General features: G+C 41.4%; 21 protein-coding genes and 1 tRNA gene. 2 read left to right on the top strand and 20 right to left on the bottom strand.

The features are described 5' to 3' along the window. Positions 1 to 34: 34 nt before the first annotated feature. The 14 genes from hemN to MB09_RS05895 all read right to left on the bottom strand — a co-directional run bounded on the left by hemN (position 35) and on the right by MB09_RS05895 (position 12,662). The gene (hemN, locus tag MB09_RS05960; protein WP_045079974.1) at positions 35 to 1,399 is read right to left on the bottom strand and encodes an oxygen-independent coproporphyrinogen III oxidase; all 1,365 of its coding nucleotides are present in this window, start codon (positions 1,397 to 1,399) and stop codon (positions 35 to 37) included. A 181-nt stretch (positions 1,400 to 1,580) separates the two neighbouring features. Beyond that, positions 1,581 to 3,098, bottom strand: a complete 1,518-nt coding sequence (locus MB09_RS05955) for a catalase (protein ID WP_045080179.1) — start codon at positions 3,096 to 3,098, stop codon at positions 1,581 to 1,583. A gap of 256 nt (positions 3,099 to 3,354) precedes the next feature. Continuing rightward, complete coding sequence (locus MB09_RS05950) at positions 3,355 to 4,173, bottom strand: universal stress protein (RefSeq protein ID WP_045079973.1); 819 nt, start codon at positions 4,171 to 4,173, stop codon at positions 3,355 to 3,357. Positions 4,174 to 4,254: 81 nt separating this feature from the next. Continuing rightward, positions 4,255 to 5,709, bottom strand: coding sequence for a cardiolipin synthase (cls, locus tag MB09_RS05945; protein ID WP_045079972.1), 1,455 nt, complete (start codon positions 5,707 to 5,709; stop codon positions 4,255 to 4,257). Positions 5,710 to 5,779: 70 nt separating this feature from the next. Beyond that, positions 5,780 to 6,418 carry an HdeD family acid-resistance protein gene (locus tag MB09_RS05940; RefSeq protein ID WP_045079971.1) on the bottom strand — a complete coding sequence of 213 codons (639 nt, stop codon included), beginning with the start codon at positions 6,416 to 6,418 and terminating at the stop codon, positions 5,780 to 5,782. A gap of 73 nt (positions 6,419 to 6,491) precedes the next feature. After that, entirely contained in the window at positions 6,492 to 7,304 is an 813-nt protein-coding gene (locus tag MB09_RS05935) for an SDR family oxidoreductase (RefSeq protein WP_045079970.1), read from the bottom strand. A gap of 12 nt (positions 7,305 to 7,316) precedes the next feature. Then, the gene (locus MB09_RS05930) at positions 7,317 to 8,390 is read right to left on the bottom strand and encodes an AOC03_06830 family ribosome hibernation factor (protein ID WP_045079969.1); all 1,074 of its coding nucleotides are present in this window, start codon (positions 8,388 to 8,390) and stop codon (positions 7,317 to 7,319) included. 115 nt (positions 8,391 to 8,505) lie between these two features. Next, positions 8,506 to 8,946, bottom strand: a complete 441-nt coding sequence (locus tag MB09_RS05925) for a PepSY-like domain-containing protein (RefSeq protein ID WP_165586679.1) — start codon at positions 8,944 to 8,946, stop codon at positions 8,506 to 8,508. 161 nt (positions 8,947 to 9,107) lie between these two features. After that, the gene (locus tag MB09_RS05920) at positions 9,108 to 9,830 is read right to left on the bottom strand and encodes a pirin family protein (protein ID WP_045079967.1); all 723 of its coding nucleotides are present in this window, start codon (positions 9,828 to 9,830) and stop codon (positions 9,108 to 9,110) included. A gap of 33 nt (positions 9,831 to 9,863) precedes the next feature. After that, positions 9,864 to 10,148 (bottom strand): GNAT family N-acetyltransferase, encoded by a 285-nt coding sequence (locus MB09_RS05915; protein ID WP_045079966.1) that lies wholly within the window; start codon positions 10,146 to 10,148, stop codon positions 9,864 to 9,866. 43 nt (positions 10,149 to 10,191) lie between these two features. Beyond that, entirely contained in the window at positions 10,192 to 11,121 is a 930-nt protein-coding gene (locus MB09_RS05910) for a DUF5996 family protein (protein WP_052671302.1), read from the bottom strand. Between the two features lie 166 nt (positions 11,122 to 11,287). Then, the gene (locus MB09_RS05905; RefSeq protein ID WP_045079965.1) at positions 11,288 to 11,806 is read right to left on the bottom strand and encodes a YceI family protein; all 519 of its coding nucleotides are present in this window, start codon (positions 11,804 to 11,806) and stop codon (positions 11,288 to 11,290) included. A gap of 11 nt (positions 11,807 to 11,817) precedes the next feature. After that, complete coding sequence (locus MB09_RS05900) at positions 11,818 to 12,261, bottom strand: DoxX family protein (protein ID WP_084709046.1); 444 nt, start codon at positions 12,259 to 12,261, stop codon at positions 11,818 to 11,820. A 327-nt stretch (positions 12,262 to 12,588) separates the two neighbouring features. After that, positions 12,589 to 12,662, bottom strand: a tRNA-Pro gene (locus MB09_RS05895). A 369-nt stretch (positions 12,663 to 13,031) separates the two neighbouring features. Between MB09_RS05895 and mqo the strand changes: the two genes are divergently transcribed. Together mqo and trxB are read left to right on the top strand one after the other, a co-directional pair. Beyond that, complete coding sequence (mqo, locus tag MB09_RS05885; RefSeq protein WP_045079962.1) at positions 13,032 to 14,546, top strand: malate dehydrogenase (quinone); 1,515 nt, start codon at positions 13,032 to 13,034, stop codon at positions 14,544 to 14,546. 102 nt (positions 14,547 to 14,648) lie between these two features. Continuing rightward, positions 14,649 to 15,611: a thioredoxin-disulfide reductase gene (trxB, locus tag MB09_RS05880; protein ID WP_045079961.1), complete on the top strand. Its 963-nt coding sequence runs from the start codon at positions 14,649 to 14,651 to the stop codon at positions 15,609 to 15,611. Between the two features lie 65 nt (positions 15,612 to 15,676). Here trxB and MB09_RS05875 read toward each other — a convergent pair whose 3' ends face one another. The 6 genes from MB09_RS05875 to MB09_RS05850 form a co-directional block, all read right to left on the bottom strand. Next, positions 15,677 to 16,105 carry a hypothetical protein gene (locus MB09_RS05875; RefSeq protein WP_131459839.1) on the bottom strand — a complete coding sequence of 143 codons (429 nt, stop codon included), beginning with the start codon at positions 16,103 to 16,105 and terminating at the stop codon, positions 15,677 to 15,679. A gap of 150 nt (positions 16,106 to 16,255) precedes the next feature. Next, positions 16,256 to 16,975, bottom strand: coding sequence for a head GIN domain-containing protein (locus MB09_RS05870; RefSeq protein WP_045079959.1), 720 nt, complete (start codon positions 16,973 to 16,975; stop codon positions 16,256 to 16,258). Between the two features lie 17 nt (positions 16,976 to 16,992). Beyond that, a complete protein-coding gene (locus tag MB09_RS05865; protein WP_045079958.1) occupies positions 16,993 to 18,756 on the bottom strand; it encodes a PspC domain-containing protein in 1,764 nt (587 codons plus the stop codon). Further along, the gene (locus MB09_RS05860; protein WP_045079957.1) at positions 18,753 to 19,091 is read right to left on the bottom strand and encodes a PadR family transcriptional regulator; all 339 of its coding nucleotides are present in this window, start codon (positions 19,089 to 19,091) and stop codon (positions 18,753 to 18,755) included. Before MB09_RS05860 ends, MB09_RS05865 begins: the two co-directional genes overlap by 4 nt. Continuing rightward, a complete protein-coding gene (locus MB09_RS05855) occupies positions 19,088 to 19,273 on the bottom strand; it encodes a hypothetical protein (RefSeq protein ID WP_045079956.1) in 186 nt (61 codons plus the stop codon). The genes MB09_RS05860 and MB09_RS05855 overlap by 4 nt, the downstream gene beginning before the upstream one ends. Further along, the gene (locus MB09_RS05850; RefSeq protein ID WP_045079955.1) at positions 19,257 to 19,757 is read right to left on the bottom strand and encodes a DUF4870 domain-containing protein; all 501 of its coding nucleotides are present in this window, start codon (positions 19,755 to 19,757) and stop codon (positions 19,257 to 19,259) included. The genes MB09_RS05855 and MB09_RS05850 overlap by 17 nt, the downstream gene beginning before the upstream one ends. Positions 19,758 to 19,807: the final 50 nt, after the last annotated feature.

Here is a 19,807-nt window from a genome sequence, read left to right as displayed (position 1 = left end):
AAATGAAAAAAAACTCAATCTTTTGTAAAATTGACTAAACCGTCATTGAAAACAACTGTGTTTCGGGCTGGCTTCGTTGCAGGAGCACATCAAACGCCATGCAGATGTTTCGCACGTAAGGCCTTCCTTTTTCGGTAATCTGAAGTTGATTGGAACCTACTTTTACCAGGCCGTCGTCTTCCATTTCCTTGAGTTTGGAAAGTGCTTCGGGCAGTTCCTCAAATTGCATGGCCTTTTCTTCCCAAGAAGTTTCCAGCTTGCACATCATATTGAGAATGTGTTTGCGGATAATTAAATCCTCAGCATTCAGGATGTGTCCGCGATATACAGGAATAATATTTTGCTCCACCAATTCCTGATATTCCTCTACGTTTTTCACATTTTGACCAAAACTGTACCAACTGTCCCCAATGGCAGAAACGCCAAGCCCCAGCATGAGTTGGGTCTTGCTATCGGTATAGCCCATAAAATTGCGGTGCAGTTTTTTGCTTTCCACGGCTTGGTAGAGGCTATCGGTTTTAAGGGCAAAGTGGTCCATCCCGATTTCAATATAACCAGCCTCTTCCAGCATTTTTTTGCCGGTTTCGTACATTTCGCGCTTTTCTGCGGCACTGGGCAAATCTTCCTCTTTAAAGCCGCGCTGGCCATTTCCTTTTATCCACGGCACGTGGGCGTAGCTGTAGAAGGCAATGCGGTCTGGCATCAATTCCTTGGTTTTTTCTATGGAATAAATAACGTGTTCCTTTTTCTGAAAGGGAAGCCCGAAAATAATGTCGTGGCCTACGGAAGTGTAGCCAATTTCGCGGGCGGTTTCGGTTACATTTTTTACGTTTACAAAGGGTTGCAGCCTATGGATGGCTACTTGCACCGTGGGATTATAATCCTGCACGCCATAGCTTACACGGGTAAAACCGCAATCGTAAAGCGTCTGTAGATGGTCGCCCTTGGTATTGTTGGGATGGCCTTCAAAACTGAAGGAGGGATTTTCGGCCATGGTGGCGTCGCGAAAAATTCCCTTTATGAGCAGTCTTAAATTTTCGGCAGAAAAAAAAGTAGGCGTGCCACCGCCAAGATGTAATTCCTTTATAATTGGGCGTTCGGGGAACATTTCCAAATAAAGCCGCCATTCCTTTAAAACCGATTCGAGATAGGGGGTTTCTACGTTATGGTTTTTTGTAATGCGCTTGTTGCAGCCACAAAAAGTGCAAAGACTTTCGCAGAAGGGCAGATGAATATATAGACTTATGCCTTCTTTGGAGTTGCTCTCCGAAAAACTCTGCATTACCCCTTTTTTCCATTCATTCAGGGAAAAACCTTCATTATTCCAATAGGGAACCGTTGGATAACTCGTGTATCTCGGGCCCGCGACATTATATTTTGAAACTAAACTGTTTTGCATCTTTTGTCAATTCTGGTGTCAAAAGTACTTTTGAAGCATTTAATATAAAATGATAAATATCAGTTTAAAAGATTGTCGAGTTCAATAAAAATCCCTGAAAATCATTGGATTAACGGGGATTTGTGAAATAGGAAATGTCACTATTATAATTATTTCTCTGTATTGTCCAATTATAAAAATATTATGTCTCGTCAGAAGGTTTTGGCGCCCATTTGTTATAGGGCGTCATATCGAAGCTGTTTACTTCTTCCATACTTAATCCCAGTGCCTTTGCCACGCCTTCTCCGTATTCGGGATCGGCTTTATGGCAATTTCTAATATGGCGTATCTGAATAAATTTTTCGGCACCGCCAATTTGGGCGGCCGTATTGTCAAACAATTGTTGCTCTTTTCCATCGGCCTTAATGATTCGGAACAGATCGCCCGGCTGGGTGAAGTAGTCCTCATCGTCATCCCTGAAATTGTGCGCATAGGCAGTGCCGTCCAATTCCAGCGGCGGCTCCTTTGCCTTTGGCTGTTCCTGCCATTCGCCATAGCTGTTTGGTTCATAATGATTGGTGCCGCCATAGTTGCCGTCCACGCGCATTGCCCCATCGCGATGGAAGGCGTGGTACGGACAAGTGGGTTTATTTACGGGAATTTGATAATGGTTTACGCCCAATCTGTACCGTTGCGCATCTCCGTAGGAAAACAACCTTCCCTGAAGCATTTTGTCTGGTGAAAAGCCTATGCCGGGAACAATATTGGTCGGGTTGAAGGCAGCCTGCTCCACATCCTGAAAATAATTTTCGGGATTTCTGTTCAACTCAAATTCACCGACCGGAATCAGCGGAAAATCTTTTTTGGACCACACTTTGGTCAAATCGAAAGGATGGAAGCGGTAGGTCTTTGCCTCTTCTTCGGTCATTACTTGAATGAACATTTTCCATTTAGGGAAATCTTTATTTTCAATGGCATCAAAAAGGTCTCTTTGGGAAGACTCGCGGTCGATGCCCACCAATTCCACTGCTTCTTTGTCAGTTAGGTTCTCGATGCCCTGCTGGGTTATAAAATGAAATTTTACCCAATGCCTCACATTATCTTTGTTGATGAAGCTATAGGTATGGCTCCCAAAGCCGTGCATATGCCTGTAACCTTTCGGGATTCCGCGGTCGCTCATTACAATGGTAACTTGGTGCAAGGCTTCTGGAAGGAGTGTCCAGAAATCCCAGTTGTTGTTTGCGCTTCTCAGATTGGTTTTAGGATCGCGCTTTACCGCGTGGTTCAAGTCTGGGAATTTCATTGGGTCGCGGAAAAAAAATACGGGGGTGTTATTGCCCACCATATCCCAAATACCTTCCTCGGTATAAAATTTCAGCGCAAACCCCCTGATATCGCGTTCCGCATCGGCTGCGCCCCTTTCTCCCGCAACGGTGGAAAAGCGGCTGAACATTTCGGTCTTTTTCCCCACTTCGCTAAAAATCTTAGCCTTGGAGTATTTGGTAATATCGTGGGTTACGGTAAACGTGCCGAACGCACCTGAGCCCTTGGCATGCATCCTTCTCTCGGGAATTACCTCTCTGTCAAAATTTGCCATTTTCTCAAGAAACCAGGCGTCCTGCATAAGCAAAGGGCCGCGAGGTCCTGCGGTTTGTGAGTTTTGGTTATCACCAACTGGGGCGCCGGTCTGTCTTGTGAGTTTTGATTTTTTATCCTCTATTGCTTTTGATTTTAAAGTTATTAAATAGCTTATCAATTTACGAAATTTCTTAGTCAATCGGTATGACCCTTTTCAATATTTGCCAAAGGATTAAGGTTTACAGCCTTCTGAAATGAGACTTTTTGTTGAATTTTTCATGAGTTTGAAAAGTAAGTGCAGAAGGGGAGGTCTTTAATTAATCGAATTTTAAAAAACGCAAGGTTTAGCATCTTGCCAGTTTACGACCGATTCCAGATTTACTTTTTCTGACCCAATTTTATAACTTAAAGGTCATCACCGGAAGTTTTGATTGGTTGGCCAAATCTTCAGAAATACTTCCCCTCAAAAGCCTATTCAATCCTTTTCTGGCGTTGGTGCTTATGGCGATTACGTCGGCATTGGTTTCTTCAGCATACTGCATCAGCCCATCCTCGATGGAATGTCCGGCTATAAATTTCACCTCATTTGCTCCACCGGCTTCGGAAAACTTTTTCAATTTGGCGGAAAATTGCTTGGAACTGAGAAAATCATTGAACGGACGGTTTACATAAACGGGTTGTATTGCACAGCCCAATTTTGTTAGAAGCGACTTCGCCTTTTTGTAGGCGGGTACACTTTCTACGCTCATATCCGTCGCGAAAATTACTTTTTTAAGGCTGAAATCCCCTGGCGGCGATTTTATAATGAGCACTGGAGTACTGCTGTTCCGCACCATTTTTTCGGCGTTGGACCCTGCGAAAATTCCGTCTTGTAACGAAAGTCCCTGGGATCCCATAATTATCAAATCGGCATTTATTTCGTGGGCCAAGGCATCCACTTCGTTGTAAACTTTATGGCGCTTTATTACGGGTATTACGTTCACGCCTTCCAAATATTTTTTGTCCAAAAACGGCTCGAGCTGCTTTTCGGCCAATGCGAGCATGAATAGCATTTTGTTCATATTTTGGGAATCTGATTTTGAAATTATGGATTCAGATAGCTCCAACATGTGCAAAACGTGAAGTGTTGCATTGTGCTCTTTTGCCAAAATGGCTCCGGTTTCCAGAGCAAATTCTGATTGCTTTGAAAAATCAACAGGAATAATAATGTTTTTCATTTTTTATATTTTTTATGGTTTATACTTTAATAAATTTAGATTGCTCTATTTAGCTCATTCTTAGTTTTCAATTGCTTTAAATTACAGGAATGGCGACGTCAAGCGCACCAACTTCTCCCACAAATGAATATAGGTTGGTCTTTTCAGCCAGGTTTTTGCATCAATTAGTTCAGACTCTTGCAAATCTTTTTCAAAGGCCTCCCTCAGTTGGGCGGCGGTATCTTTACTGTAAACCATTGCGTTTACTTCAAAATTTAGGTCAAAACTGCGGTAATCCATATTTGCGGAACCCACGATGGCCAAATCGTCATCAATAACCATTGTTTTTGCGTGAACGAAGCCTTTGTTATATCTATAAATTTTTGCACCGAATTGCAGCAGTTCCGAATAATAGGAATTTGCCGCGGCATTCACCATTCTTGAATCTGAAACCCCCGGAATAATAATCTTTACATCTAGCCCGCCTTGCACGGCAATAATCAAGGCATCCATAAGGCTTTCGTCGGGAATAAAATAGGGACTCGTTATAAAGATACTCGATTTCGCGGAGCTAATGGCCTCCAAAAGGGAGTAAAAGATGACGGGTTGCTCGCTGTCTGGCCCGGAGGCCGCAAACTGTACAATCTTATCTTCTAAGGTTTCCTGGTTCGTATTGTCCGGAAAATAATATTCTGAATATTCCAAATGCGACGCACTGCAAAAATTCCAATCGCACATAAATAGATATTGCAGATAGGCACTGGCCTGGCCTCTTATCATTAAATGCGTGTCCCTCCAAAACAGATGGTTTTCCCTGTTTAAATCGTTTCTATATTTGTCGCTCATGTTGATGCCCCCGATAAAGCTGACCATTCCGTCAATGATGACTATTTTTCTATGGTTTCTATAATTGATGCGGCTGGCAAAGGCGTACCAAATTATTTTGTAAAAAGGAGCGGTCTGCACCCCGGCATCGCGCAATTTTTTAATGAACTTTTTTCCCAGCCGGTGGCTTCCAAAATCATCGTATAAAAAGCGTACTTCCACCCCTTGCTTTGCTTTTTTGATTAGCAGGTCGGCCCCTTGTTTTCCCGTTACGTCATTCTCATAAATATAGTATTCAATGTGGATGTGGTATTTGGCGTTTTCTATGGCCTTTAATAATTCCGGAAATTTTTCTTCGCCATTTATCAGGAGTTTCACATCGTTATTTGCGGTAAGCGGACAGTTGCCGGCATTCCGTAAATATTCAACCAAAGTCTTACTCTTTCTTTTGATTAATCCCGAATTGCTTATCGTTTCAGAATAGGCGTTCATTCGGTTTTTGATGCTTTGCCGAAGCGGCTCATCCTCTACAATTTTTTTGGAATACAGTTTTCGTTTTCTATAATTAATTCCGAAGGAAAAATAGAAGATTATTCCTACGAAAGGAATAAATAAAATAAACAGAATGTAAGCCAATGCCTTGGTACTGCTGCGCGTATCATAAAGCACCCGAAGAATGACCAAAATGACCAAAATTATATAAGCAATCTCGAAGAGTAAAATCCACTTCATAAAACGTGATAAATGGGTTTCAAAAAAGCTGTCAAAATTCTACATATTTCAAAAATTGTTAAACTAATGATTAATCATCCCACTCGGCACGGATTTCTTTCACAATCGCATCATACCGTTCTACCAAATTGGCTGATATTCTTTTGGAAGATTTGTGGAGTTTTCTCAATTGAAAAGCCAATAGAATGCTGAAAAGTCCTGCAAACAGGAAGCTTAGCGCTACTAAAATTACAACACTGAGGCCTGCGAATAACGGATTCCAAATCAAGATGAATGATACAATTGTACCGATTATGCCCAATACCAAAAGACCGCCCCAATTTTTGCTGCCATATTTTTTGACATCTATGGCAAAGCCGATTGTGGAAATGGAGCGGAAGAGAATTACAAAACCGATATAGAAAGCCAGTACGGTCAACGACAAAGCGGGATTTAAGAGTAATAGAAATCCTACAATCAACGTGATAATGCCTAATGCGAGGGACCAACCCCAGTTGTCCAAATGGTCCTTGTTGGCAAGCGCGAATAGGCTTTCAGACAGGCCGCTGAACAAAAAGGAAAGGGCAAACAGCAACGATAAGGCCACGAGCGAACCCGCGGGCGAGGAAAATACCACGATGCTAACCACCACAAAGAAAATACCCACGAGCAACGGAATATACCAGTGTTTAATGGTTTGTTTTAAGCTCTTTAAAAATGATGTTTCCATAATTATATTTTTTAATTGTTAAGTTAAATTCGCAAATAGGCATTTAATTTTCTTGCGCCCTTCCAAAATACCATTATGCCATTTTTTTAATATTATGGACCACGCCGCCATCCACCAAAATATCGGTACTTGTAATAAAGCGTGCGGCATCACTCGCCAAAAATTGGACTACGTCGGCGATGTCCTCGGGCTGTCCGTTGCGTTTTAGGGGAGTGGCCTGTTTAATCATATCCATTCTTTCGGGATGTTCCTCTGCGGCTTTTAGCGCCATTGGGGTTTCAATAACTCCGGGCGAGACCGATACAATTCTGGCTCCTTTTTCTCCCCATTTATCGGCGTTTTTATGGGTGAGCAGTTGCACGCCCCGTTTAGCGAAATTGTACATAGTGTCGGAATCGTCATTCACAAATTTGGCTACGGTTTCAAAAGAACCCGATGCCTGTGGGTTTGTGAGCGCCGCGTCGTATTCCTTGTTTTCGGGCACCGTGTGTGCCATCATGGAAGAAAGCAAAATTGCAACCGAGCCCGTGTTGGCAAGTTCGTAAAAAGCATCAATCAAAAGTTCAGTCGCCACCAAATCTATGGTATATACTTTTTTGATGTCCTTTACCGTTCCGCTAACGCCGGCGGTATGGACCAGGGCTTTTAAGCGGCTTTTTTGGGCAACGTAGTCCGTCAGTTTTTTTATATCGTTCTTATCGGTTATATCGCAGGCAATCCCCGAAACATCAAAACCTTCCTTTGAAAATTTTGCTACGGCTTCATCCACTTTTTCCTGCGAATAATCGGTTAGGATTATAGGCTGGTCCTTAAAGGCTTTTGCACAAGCTTGACCTATGCCTCCGGCGCCTCCGGTAATTACAATCAGTTTTTTAGAATCTTTCATTTCTTACATTTCTTAATATCTCGTTATAGCTCCAAAGCCGTTGAATTTTGCCAATTCTCCCTTCGGAAGAAAGACTACATCGCCGGCAAAATCCATGTTCATCTCAATCATTTCGTCATATATATTATCAATCACATCCTTGTCATTTCGTTCGGCAACTGATACATATCTAATTTTGCCGTTTTCCAAAACTGCCGGTTGGAACAGGCCTTTTTCTACAAAGAGCGTCTGGATTCGACCTTCATTGATCGCCTTGAAAATTTCATTAGTATCGCTCAAAAATTTGTTGTGGGTAACCGCTTTCAGCAATTCTGATTTTCTTTCCGTATTTCTTTCTTTGATATGGGCTTCCATTATTTTCCAGGCATCAGATACAATCGCTTGGGCCTTGTCGGCAATTCTGTTGTTATTTAAAAAGATATCGAAAATGCTGTCCTTTTGATCGGCGATCTTCAGGTATTCGGGATAATTTTCCCCTACCGTACAGATCAGGACCGGAAGCGGGTTCTGGTTTCTTATGGCATTCACTTCCTTATCCACCCTGTTAAAGAACTCGGCAATCAGATTGCGCTGCCTGGAAGAAACCACAGGTTCCATGGTGTTTATATTATCGAATTGGGTGTTTTGCATAGGAAACGGCGACCCAAACTCCTTTACCACCTTGTCGTTCATTGCCTCTATCAACCGAACTTTGTCCTGGCTCAAAACCAGTACATAATAGTTGGCTTCAATATGCATGGCCCTCACCAAATCTCTGGTGGCAAAGGTGTTGTCAATTATAACGCGGTCTGTTACCGGTATGAGTAGTCGTGTAAATTCGGCGATGTCGTGATTTACGAAAAGCAACAAACTTTCTAGGTTATGGCTATGGTCAATCTGCGCGGCAAGTGTTTTTAGCCTGTCTGCCAGAGCGGTGGCATCCCTTTTTGAAGTATCTGCCATAAGCCTGTCTTCGGCTTCTTTTATTAGATTTTTAAGGGTTAATTCGTCCTTTAGGTATCCCGGTTTGGTTCTGTGGGTATTTAGGATTATGGTAATGCAATTTTCAGAATATATATTCTTTAGTTTTTTTAATGTTGTATTCATAGTGACAATTTTTTAATGGTTGATCTTTTTTGGAATTAATGGACTTCAATTTTTCCTATTAAAAAAGGGACTGAAATAATTCAACCCCTTCAATTTTAAATTTACGGTTATGAATTTAGTCGCGCATAGCCTTTAAAATCTGCCCATTTGTGTTGAAGGTAATTACAATACTTTCGTTCCAGCTTTTTTCCAATTCAACTACAAAAGTTGTATCTCCTCCTTTTTCTACGGATTCAACGGAGTCAATTTTATAGTTGGGATAATCTCTCTTTATGATTTCCATTAAATTTGCTGGAATCTGGGCTCGTGTAATGTTTTTTTCCACTTTTACCATATTGCCGTCTTTGTTGAACCATATTTCGTGCTCCATTTTGCCAACTTCAAACTCTACTTTATAATCCGTTCCGCTTCTTTCCCATTCAATATCGGTAGCGTTAGGATAGACCTTTAAAAGACCTTCGGTAAAACTTTTTGGAACTTCGCTCGATTTTAAATCCTGCGCATTCATTGCCACCGTGGCAAGCATTGCGAAAAGTACTAATGTCAATTTTTTCATATTCATAGTTTTTATCGTTATTTGTTAAAGATACGAAATGTTTACCTGACAATTAATGACTTATATCATATTGCGCGATTGGACTTTTATGCTGAGATTTCTATTCTTTTTAAAATTACTTTGAAGAATATCCTAATTTGCAAAAAGTTAAATTAATCTATTTAGGCGTTTGGAAGCATCATGGGCACTTCCATCAAAAGTATTTCGGAGTTTTCAAGCGCTTCAATTTTGAATGAATTGGTATAGCTGATGCCGAGGCCGTCCCTTCTTTCCAAAATTTGTTCGCCAATTTTCGCCTTTCCCTCAAGGATAAAAACATACACGCCATTTCCTTCCTTTTTCAGGAAATATTCCTTTGAAATACCCTTTTCAAATTTTGCCAAATGAAACCACGCATCTTGATGTATCCAGACGCCGTCATCATCCTTATTTGGAGAAACGATCTGTTGAAAGTCATTCGGTTTGGCATTGGCTGTGGCGTCTATTTGCCCATAGCGTGGCGTAACGTTCATTTTATTTGGAATTACCCAAATCTGCAGAAACTTTACGGGCTTGTCGGGATCGTTATTGTATTCGGAGTGCATCACTCCAGTGCCGGCGCTCATAACTTGGATATCGCCAGCCTTTATGATGGTTTCGTTGCCCATATTGTCCTTGTGCCTCAGATCGCCTTCCAAGGGTATGGAAACAATTTCCATATCCTTATGCGGATGGGTACCAAACCCCATATTTCCTGATACCGTATCGTCATTCAGGACGCGCAATACGCCGAAGTTCATACGTTCCGGATTGTAATAATTCGCAAAGCTAAAGGTGTGATAGGAATCTAACCAGCCGTGATTGGCGTGGCCTCTGCTGTCTGCTTTATGATAAATGGTTTTCATGATTTTTTTTATTAATTGTTTTTGAAGTCTGCTCTATGCAAGTACGTCAGAAAGGCTATCATCCCTATCGAAAGTTTTCTTGGCATAAGGGCAGAGTGGGATAATCTTTAAATCGTGCTTCCGCGCGTAATCTACGGTTGCCATTACCAATTGTTTGGCAAGGCCTTTTCCGCCAAACGCTTCCTCAACGCCCGTATGGTCAATTATGAATTTATTCTTACCGGCCCAGGTAAAGGTCATTTCACCGGCAAATTCATCGTTTTCATAAATTACAAAGCGTCCTTTCTTTCCGTTGTCTTCGCGTTCTATTTTAGTCATAATTATCAGTGTTTTTAGGTTATTGAAAATGTTGAATACGCAATTACATTTCCTTGAGATCTGGAACCTTGAGTTTTTCAATATCCCAGTTGGCTTTTTTGGCACCCGCGAGATACGTAGATTCCAAAAACGCTAACAATTCCTTTCTTGGGTCTTCAGTGTTCACTAAATCCTTGTATTTTAGAAGCGCCATGGGGCTGCCATTGTTGTCAATCCATTGTGCCGATGTGGGTTTTATGGTTTCTTTCTCCAAACCATCCGGTGCAGGAAATGTATAGGAATAGAAAGCGGGTTCGGGCACATTTTCGTCGCCAGCCCAAAATCCAAAACTTATACACTCGTGCGAGTACGCATCTTTATCTGAAATTCTCGCGTCTGCGGGCATTGGTGGGGCTTCGTGTCCGGAAAATCGCGTTACCACCAAATCCATGGAGTGCCAATAAAGATGGACCGGACAGGTTTTGCCGTAAAAACGTCCACTGAATTCTTTAAAAACATTACTGGTCCACAACATGGTTTTCCAAAGTTTGTGGGTGTAATCTTGGTCATAATGATGGTATTCGGTGATTTCGTCAAAAGGTTTGTCGATATCCAAATCAAACGGGACATCAACGATGGATACGGAAATATTCGCTTTTTGGAGCATCTTCATAAGATTTTGATAAAAAGCGGCAACGGTAAGCGAATTGTGAAGTGGAAAATGTTCTGAATGACCTTCGCTGGTGTTGACTTCCAGTTGGTGTTTCTTCACATTTATTGTAATATCAAACTGTTCCGTACCTGATTTATAAGGAATGGGGCCCGTGGTAAACCCAGTGGTTCCAATATATTCCGTAATGTACCACCAATGGTTTTTTCGGGGCGTCATTTTTAACCGGACCTTTCCCATAATCTGCAAAAAAATATGCAGGGTCATTTTCTTTTCTACATTTCCTTTATAATGAAGGCTTGGCAATTGAATTTGATTTTGCATACTGTTTTGGTTTTAGATTGGAACTCGTTTAAAATAGTGGGCTTTGGTCTAATCGTTTCGTGTTATTTAGGAAATTTTCCATCGCGAAAGTTTATATACCCTTCGTAACTTTTAAAGTTAAGGTTTTCAAACCTAAGAACTGATTAAACCAAAGCCTTTTCTATTTTTACTGCTTGATAAATTGAAGATTGGCAATAAGTCTAACCTTATCGCTCACCACAATGCTACCCGCTTCGGTTACCGCGCTCCAGTTTAGGTTGAAATCTTTTCGGTTAATGGTTCCAGTAGCCTCAAAACCAGCTTTGGTCTGCCCGTAAGGGTCCACGGCTATTCCATTAAAATCTACGTCAAGCGTAATTTCCTTGGTTACGTCTCTTATAGTCATATCGCCGACCATTTTCTCACCGTCAAAGGATTTTGATTCAAAAGTGAGTTTTGGGAATTTTTCGGCATTGAAAAAATCATCCGACTTTAAATGCGTATCTCTATCCTTATTTTTTGTGCTGATAGAATCAATTTTTGCGCTAAAGCGGAATTTAGCATTTTTAAAGCTGTCATCAGCCGCTTCGATAGAGGCGTCAAAATCGCTAAAACTTCCGGTTACTGTTGAAATCATCATGTGCTTTACTTTGAATTCGATTTCAGAATGTGCGGTGTCTACTGACCAATTTGTTTTGTTCTCCATTTTTTTAAGTTTTAATTATTATTTGTTTGAATTAATTTTTTGTTTCTCAATAACAAGTAGTCCATAGAATACTTGCCAGCACCCATTACCATAATCGTGATGTAGATTGCTGCGTAGAGTAGCGGCAATTCCTGTTTTGCGAACCCATCGTTACTATGGATTATAAAGGTTGCGACCAGCATGGTAATTAGTAATGGTAGGGCGGCCAGGCGGGTTCCCAATCCGAAGATTAAAAGAATGGAACACACTACCTCTGCAAAAACCGTAAGCGCAAGTGAAGCTGTGGCTCCTACGCCAAGAGGGTCTAAAAATTGTATGGGCTCACCGCCGAATAGAGTTTGAAATTTTCCCATGCCGTGGGTAAGCATGAAAATACCTACCGTCAACCGAAGTATAAAAAGCAATAAATCAAGTTGTTTAGGATAAGTGCCGGAAGTAAAAATGTGTTTCATCATTTGTCTTAAAAGGTTTTGTTATGCTAAGGATTTTTATTTGATACAAAACTACGGCGCAAAATAGACCTGCGCATTGATGTATGATAAGAAGATAAGGTTTTGTAAAACAGACCTTTAATAGGAGGTTGGTATTGGGAGTCGCTGTTCCCGATACTCTCTTTGAAAAGAAGTTGCGATGACAGGATTTTCATAATATTAGAGAAATCCTCGGTGCAAATGGAAAATGAACGCTTTTCACGTTCCCATCCATCCACTTACAAAAGCAATACTTTTGACATTACTCAAAATAAAAAATGACCTGGCTAAGCCAGATCATTTTCCGTTAAGTCGGGATGACAGGATTTGAACCTGCGACCCTACGCCCCCCAGACGTATACGCTACCAGACTGCGCCACATCCCGATTGATGTTTAAAATCATACTTTTCAATTAAGTATGATTGGCAATATTTTTTTCGGAATCTTCGAGTGGTGCAGTTTACACTGAGCGCAGTCGAAGTGCCACATCCCGATTTTTTAAAAAATTCCAAATTCCAAATTCCAAATTCCAAATCGTAAATCGTAAATCGTAAATCGTAAATCGTAAATCGTAAATCGTAAATCGTAAATCCGAATTTGGAAGTGCAAAAATAACCAAAATATGAAGTTTCGCAATAAAGTACTTCAATTAATATTCGAATATTTCAAAAGCTGAAATTTCCTTGGTTAATTAGCATCTTCTTAAGGTATTTTGGAAATTACAATCTCTAATTTTGAAGAAACTGCTCTTAAAATGAATTCTTCAGAAAAAATCAACGAACACTACGACCTTATCTGCGCGGGCGGGGGCATTATGAGCGCCACCCTTGCGCTAATGCTGAAACTGATAGACAAGAACCAAAAAATACTAATTCTGGAACGGCTGGACCAAGTGGCGCTTGAGAGTTCCGCAGCCTGGAACAATGCGGGGACTGGCCACTCCGCCTTTTGCGAAATGAACTATACACCCGAGCGGGAGGATGGTTCCATAGACATTTCAAAAGCAATAAAAGTGTGTGCGCAATTTGAAAAATCGAAACAATTTTGGTCTTTTTTGGTCGAAAGGAATTTTATTGAAAATCCTAAAACCTTTATTCATGCGGTTCCACACCACAGTTGGGTGGAAGGGGAGCTCAATGTAGCTTTCCTGAAAAAACGCGTTGCGGAAATGAAAAGGTACCCAATGTTTGAGGGGATGCAGTTTACCGAGGATGCTGCTGAAATGCAAAAATGGTTTCCGTTGATGATGACGGCGAGGGACGCTACCGAAAAAATTGCCGCCAGCCGAATGGAACTCGGAACCGAGGTCAATTACGGGGAACTTACTCGGACTTATTTTAGAATTTTGGAAGAAAAATTTGATACGCCCGTATTTACGCAGCACGAGGTGGAAGATGTAGATCCCGAAAAAAATGACGATTGGCTGGTTAAGATAAAAAATTTGGCAACAAAGGAAAAAATCCACTGCGATGCCGAACACGTTTTTATAGGTGCCGGCGGTGGTGCCCTGCCGTTGCTCCAAAAAGTGGAAATTGAAGAAAAAGAGGGCTATGGAGGCTTTCCGGTGAGCGGCGAGTGGCTTATCTGCAATAAGCGTGAGATAATCGAAAAACACCACGCCAAGGTATATGGCAAGGCCGAAGTAGGCGCACCGCCAATGAGCATGCCACATTTGGACACGCGCTACATAGATGGAAAAAGGGAGCTGTTGTTTGGCCCCTTTGCGGGGTTTAGCACAAAATTCTTAAAGCAGGGTTCCTATCTGGACCTGTTCAAAAGTATTAAATGGGACAATATTCCTTCTATGTGGGGTGTTTTTTGGCATAATATTCCTCTTACCAAATATTTAATCGAACAAGTGCGGATGGGCCACGAGGATAGAATGGAAACACTGCGAAAATTTGTGAAGAACGCCAAAAGCCACGATTGGGACCTTAAAGTTGCCGGACAACGGGTACAGATTATTAAAAGGGACGAGGAGGAGGGAGGCACCTTGGAATTTGGTACCGAGGTTGTCCACAGTAAGGATGGCAGGATTACAGCTCTTTTGGGAGCATCGCCCGGCGCTTCGGTGGCGGTGGATATTATGGTAAACTTGCTCCATTTCGTCTATCCATTAAAGGCCGAGACCAAGGAATGGCAACGGAAATTTTCTGAAATGATTCCTTTGTGGAATCAGGAAATAGAATCAAATCCCGAAATGTTCAAAAAAATACGGGCGCAGTGTTCCGAAACACTTCAAATAAATCTTCCGCCTAAATACATATAGACCCTTCCAATTTCCAAATAACAATTCTTCAGAACTTTTGGATGCCAATTGTTTTGAAAGTTGTTATTTTTGCCATTTAGAAAAATATTGAAGAAAACAATCATGAGCGAAACCATAGAAAGAATAAAATGCCTTATTATTGGCTCTGGCCCAGCAGGATACACTGCCGCAATATATGCCGCGCGTGCCGACCTAAAGCCTGTACTTTACACAGGTTTGGAGCCTGGTGGACAATTGACTACTACCACCGAAGTTGACAATTTTCCCGGTTATCCCGAAGGAATTGACGGTCCTACAATGATGGTGCAGTTACAGCAACAAGCGGAACGCTTTGGAACAGAGGTTAGAATAGGAATGGTTACAGCTGTTGAGTTTAGCGATGAAGTGGGAGGAATCCATAAAATCACCGTGGACAATGCCACGAAATTGGAGGCAGAAACAGTGATTATTTCCACCGGTGCAACCGCGAAGTATCTCGGATTGCCAAGCGAACAAAGATTGCGTGGTGGCGGCGTGTCTGCCTGTGCGGTATGTGATGGATTTTTCTATAAAGGACAGGATGTTGCCATTGTGGGAGCGGGTGATACCGCTGCGGAGGAAGCTACTTATCTTGCCAATATTTGTAACAAGGTCACTATGCTTGTTCGAAAGGATTATATGAAGGCTTCCAAAGCTATGCAGCATCGTGTAAACAATACCAAAAACCTTGAAGTACTTTATAACACTGAAGTGGACGAAGTTTTAGGCGGCCAAGTAGTGGAAGGTTTACGAATGGTAAACAATCAAACCGGTGAAAAGAAGGAGATAGCAATTACTGGTTTATTTATAGCCATTGGTCACAAACCGAATACTGAAATATTTAAGGGACAATTGGATATGGACGATACGGGCTATATAATTACTAAAGGTAAGACCACTAAAACCAATAAGCCCGGCGTATTTGCCAGCGGCGACGTGCAGGATAAGGAATACCGCCAAGCGGTAACTGCTGCGGGTACAGGTTGTATGGCGGCTTTGGACGCGGAGCGTTACTTGGCGACAATCGAGACTGAGGTGACGGCTTAAGGAGAAATTTTACAAACAAAAAATGCCGCAGTTTAGCGGCATTTTTTGTTTGTTTAAACTTTTCTTTAGAGTTTAATAAAGGTCAACAATTCAACATCTCCATCGCCTCCGCTTATATCGGAAAGTTCAATTTGCGAATTGGTGACAGACACAATATCCCAATCGTCATTTATTTCGTCAAATGGTGTTTGCTCGCTGAACTGCAATACCAACTCCTCGCTACTGGAAGAATTATCGTAAGCCCAAGTACCATTTTCAGTTAAAAGATCATTTTGTGCCTTTACGGTGCCATCACCATTAAAAGTGAAAATGAAGCTTTCAAAATCCATAGTGTGGTCAGACTGTCCATCTATCAATTTGCTCACCTTCCACTCACCTTGTGGGAGTGTGGTTTTTATGTTCTCAAATTCGTTGGTGTTTACATTTCCCGAGTCATCATCAGAGCTGCAGGATGCGAATGTTACGATTGCGAATAATATCAATATCTTTTTCATAATTTTTGTTTTTTCCAAAGATGTGGGTTTAGCATTTAAAACCTCTTAAAATTATGATAAATGACAAAAGACCTAACAGTAATTTAGCGAACTGTTAAGCCTTTTTTAGCAATTCGGGGGTATTTTTAAAATGAACTCCGGTCGATAGCTCTACATTTTATTTACGCTTCCCGAATGGCTTTTGTTTGAATTTACGGATACAGGATTGCCGTAATAATTTATTTCGCCACCGCTACTTACGTGTGTTTCCAATTTATCCTGCACGTTTACGCTTACTTCGGCCCCGCTGGAGGCTTCGGCATTGCAATTTAGCACCAAGAGTTCCTTTGCGTCCAGTTCACTTCCGCTGGAGGCGTCGGCATTGAGGGACGATGCTTTTCCGGAAACTTTTAAATCGGCACCGCTACTGGATTTTGCTATTAGTTCTTGCGCAAAAACTTCTACTTCCAGTTCTGCACCGCTGCTGCTTTTTAGGTTCAAATTCTGGCTTTTTATTACAGAATTCCCAGTAACGTCGGCGCCGCTGCTGGCTTCCACCGTGTTGAGTTCCTTGAAGGTAACATAAACCTTTTTGGCTTTAGAACGCCCAATATTTTCAGAAGTGGTAACGTGGAGCTTTCCGCCTTCAATATCGGTTTCAATATATTGAAGCAAATTTTCGTCGGCTTCCACTACAATTTTATTTTCATCACCTTGGGTAAGGTAAACGTCAAGCCCCGCACTTCCACGTACTTCCGTGAAATCTGACGTCACTTCCCGTTCTTGGGTAACTACCTTTCCGTTGCCGTTTTCTCCGGTAGTAATATTTAAGTTACAGGCGCTCAAGATTAGTGCCGCACCCATTGCGATTATCAAGTTTTTTGTTTTCATATCGATTGGTTTTAGTTTTAATCTATTGTAATTGTAAGCGTCTCACTGGTATTGGCCGAAGCGCTATTTTTATTGTTGAAGCCTTCTTTTACCTCTTCCTCCCAGTTTTTATTTTTGATTGTTTTCACACTGTCAACAATAATTTCGGAATTGATGATTTCGGTTGAATCCGCTTCTTTCGTCATTTCTCCCTTTGCTTTGCAATCCAGGCACTGCACCTCGCTTTTTAAAATTCTGTAATAGTGAGCTTCATTGTCCCAATTGCTCAACTCATCAAATTCTGAGTTATATCCATAATAGGAATTTGCGTTCTCTTCAGAATAAATCACCGTGCCTTCGGGTACATAAACCGTTATTTCAATTTGCTGGTCGCGGTATTTGTTTTTGGTATCGGTTGTAAAGAACCCATCCAGCAATAAGCTGCTGTTATCAAATGAATAATTGTACATAATGGCTTCGGCACGCTTTTTTGCGTCCAGCTGATTGTTGCCCTCCGCCGTTTTATCAATTACGATTTTTCCTATGGAATCTTTTGTAGGCTCAATATTCAATAGAATATCGCTTGAATAAATTACTCTTTTGTCATCTTCGGTATATTTCAATTCAAGACCGTTTTCACGACTCACTTCATAACTATATTGTTTATCGGCGCGCATCGCAATTCTCAGGGTGTCTCCTGTGCGAACAGCAAGGGTCTGCTCTTCAATGAAATTGCCATCGTAAGCTTGTTCGGTTGCCTGTTTTATTCCCAAAACGGCCAAACCAATTACGGATAGTGCCCAAACTACAATCAGTAGGATTTTAACGGTAGAGCTCATTGATTTCAGATTGCTAATTAAAAGTTTCAATCCTAAAATGAACAATACAAAAAACGGAATACCCACTGCAAACAGCGATAATAAAGCAATCAGCCACAGAGGAACATTGGTTGTATCAACCAGCGCGATATACTCTGTCAATTCGGAATTGCCCCAAAAATCGATTGAACCAAAGGTGAAAAACCCTACTACAAGCCCAATAATCGTAAAAAGTGAAACGATGATTATCAGCACACCAATAAACTTGACGAATACTTTAAATAGGGTCATGATTACGTTTCCCAAGCCATCGAAAAAACTGGATGTGCCACTTTTCACTTTGTTGCCGTACTTGTCGTAATCCACGTTTTTTACGCGATCGGCAACATTGTCAAAACCTTCTTTGAATTTTCGCTCTATGTTCGAAATATTCACAGGTTGGCCCGTCATTTTCAATTTTTCCGAAGTGGTGAGCGCTGGCGGGACCAGTATCCACAGCAGGATATACACTACTATGGGGGAGCCCATTCCGGCTACGACCAATAGTATCCACAAAAGACGGATCCAAATAGCGTCTATGCCGATGTAGTGCCCAATTCCGGAGGATACCCCAGAAATATATTTGTTATCCACATCACGGAAAAGTTGCTTGTGCGAAGCATTTGCTCGGGATTTGGTATAGGTTTTTGAGGAAGGCGGTACGTCCTCAAAAATTTCGTCATCAACTTCATAATCTTCAGGTTGTCCCATCACTGAAATCACTTCGTCAAGATCTTTTAAAGTGACTACCTGTGAAGGGCTTTCAATTTTTTCGGAAAAAAGTTCGCCGATGCGGGCTTCAATGTCCTGCATGATTTCTTCACTACCGTCAGCTCCTTTCAGCGATTTGCGGATGGCGTCCAAGTAGCGCGAAAGTTTCCCGAAGGCATCTTCGTCTATGTGAAAAGAAGTGCCTGCCAAATTTATATTTACAGTCTTGTTCATTTTGTGTTTTTTTCGCTGGTTACTTTGTTCACGGCCTGTTGCAGTTCTGCCCAGGTATCGTTCAATTCGGTTAAAAATAGTTTACCGGTATCGGTAAGTTCGTAATACTTGCGTGGCGGTCCGCCGGTGGATTCTTCCCAACGGTAGGAAAGCAGCCCCGCATTTTTCAGCCTTGTAAGCAGCGGGTAGATGGTGCCTTCCACGACAAGCATTTTTGCGTCCTTTAGAGTTTCAAGAATGTCTGAGGTATATGCCTCGCCGTCTTTTAAAACGGAAAGGATACAGAACTCCAAAACTCCTTTTCGCATCTGTGCTTTTGTGTTTTCGATTTTCATAATTCGTTTTTACTTGTTTTTAATTCTTGTTCGCTATTGATGATGAATGAATAGGGGAGCACACTGGCGGTCTCTTCGCAATGTTGATGAGTCAATGCGCTAACAGTTTCCTGTTCCGTGGGCATACTTACGCCTATAAATTGTAAAATGGCGGCCAATAGGTAACTAACTAATGTGCTCATTTTGAATAGGGTTTTTAAGGTTGGTTTTTATAAATGGAATACAAAGTGGGTATTGATAAAGTTGCCCGCGCGAAGCGTGGATGGACGCATTTATTACGGCATAGAGTTCAAAAACGAACAATGCCAAAAGCAATAAAATGGCCAATCCGAACAATAAAATGTAACCGGACAAATTCTGTATATTGTTTATTGAAAATTCGCCAGCATTGTTATCAATGGTCTCAATCAAAGAGATAAAATCCGTTGCGAAAATGATAAAGAAGGGGAGACAAATCAATCCAATAAGTATAGTGTAGATTAAAACACTCAGTTGAAAATTGATTGCCTGCTTTCCGTGCTCGTCCACAAAAGCCTTTTCCTTATTGAATGTCCAAATCAATAATGGCGCGATAAAATTCGCGAACGGGAAAAAGTATTTTAAAAAGGTAGATAAGTGAATAAATGCACTTACGTTTTTCTGGTTTTCTGAAATTGTAGTTTCCATTGCTTGTTATTTTCTTATGCAAATATATGTCTAAAAGACAGTAGTGTGTT

The organism is Aequorivita vladivostokensis, from assembly GCF_000952855.1.
Taxonomy (GTDB): domain Bacteria; phylum Bacteroidota; class Bacteroidia; order Flavobacteriales; family Flavobacteriaceae; genus Aequorivita; species Aequorivita vladivostokensis.
This window is presented reverse-complemented; position numbering and strand designations above follow the sequence as displayed.

Bases quoted from the DNA above. Each gene is read 5' to 3' on its own strand.
- MB09_RS05935 (WP_045079970.1), bottom strand. From the start codon at position 7,304: ATGAAAGATTCTAAAAAACTGATTGTAATTACCGGAGGCGCCGGAGGC.
- MB09_RS05905 (WP_045079965.1), bottom strand. From the start codon at position 11,806: ATGGAGAACAAAACAAATTGGTCAGTAGACACCGCACATTCTGAAATC.
- MB09_RS05910 (WP_052671302.1), bottom strand. From the start codon at position 11,121: ATGCAAAATCAAATTCAATTGCCAAGCCTTCATTATAAAGGAAATGTA.
- mqo (WP_045079962.1), top strand. From the start codon at position 13,032: ATGAATTCTTCAGAAAAAATCAACGAACACTACGACCTTATCTGCGCG.
- MB09_RS05855 (WP_045079956.1), bottom strand. From the start codon at position 19,273: ATGAGCACATTAGTTAGTTACCTATTGGCCGCCATTTTACAATTTATA.
- MB09_RS05915 (WP_045079966.1), bottom strand. From the start codon at position 10,148: ATGACTAAAATAGAACGCGAAGACAACGGAAAGAAAGGACGCTTTGTA.
- cls (WP_045079972.1), bottom strand. From the start codon at position 5,709: ATGAAGTGGATTTTACTCTTCGAGATTGCTTATATAATTTTGGTCATT.
- MB09_RS05850 (WP_045079955.1), bottom strand. From the start codon at position 19,757: ATGGAAACTACAATTTCAGAAAACCAGAAAAACGTAAGTGCATTTATT.
- MB09_RS05925 (WP_165586679.1), bottom strand. From the start codon at position 8,946: ATGAAAAAATTGACATTAGTACTTTTCGCAATGCTTGCCACGGTGGCA.
- MB09_RS05940 (WP_045079971.1), bottom strand. From the start codon at position 6,418: ATGGAAACATCATTTTTAAAGAGCTTAAAACAAACCATTAAACACTGG.
- MB09_RS05950 (WP_045079973.1), bottom strand. From the start codon at position 4,173: ATGAAAAACATTATTATTCCTGTTGATTTTTCAAAGCAATCAGAATTT.
- MB09_RS05920 (WP_045079967.1), bottom strand. From the start codon at position 9,830: ATGAAAACCATTTATCATAAAGCAGACAGCAGAGGCCACGCCAATCAC.
- MB09_RS05860 (WP_045079957.1), bottom strand. From the start codon at position 19,091: ATGAAAATCGAAAACACAAAAGCACAGATGCGAAAAGGAGTTTTGGAG.
- MB09_RS05930 (WP_045079969.1), bottom strand. From the start codon at position 8,390: ATGAATACAACATTAAAAAAACTAAAGAATATATATTCTGAAAATTGC.
- hemN (WP_045079974.1), bottom strand. From the start codon at position 1,399: ATGCAAAACAGTTTAGTTTCAAAATATAATGTCGCGGGCCCGAGATAC.
- MB09_RS05865 (WP_045079958.1), bottom strand. From the start codon at position 18,756: ATGAACAAGACTGTAAATATAAATTTGGCAGGCACTTCTTTTCACATA.
- trxB (WP_045079961.1), top strand. From the start codon at position 14,649: ATGAGCGAAACCATAGAAAGAATAAAATGCCTTATTATTGGCTCTGGC.
- MB09_RS05875 (WP_131459839.1), bottom strand. From the start codon at position 16,105: ATGAAAAAGATATTGATATTATTCGCAATCGTAACATTCGCATCCTGC.
- MB09_RS05870 (WP_045079959.1), bottom strand. From the start codon at position 16,975: ATGAAAACAAAAAACTTGATAATCGCAATGGGTGCGGCACTAATCTTG.
- MB09_RS05900 (WP_084709046.1), bottom strand. From the start codon at position 12,261: ATGATGAAACACATTTTTACTTCCGGCACTTATCCTAAACAACTTGAT.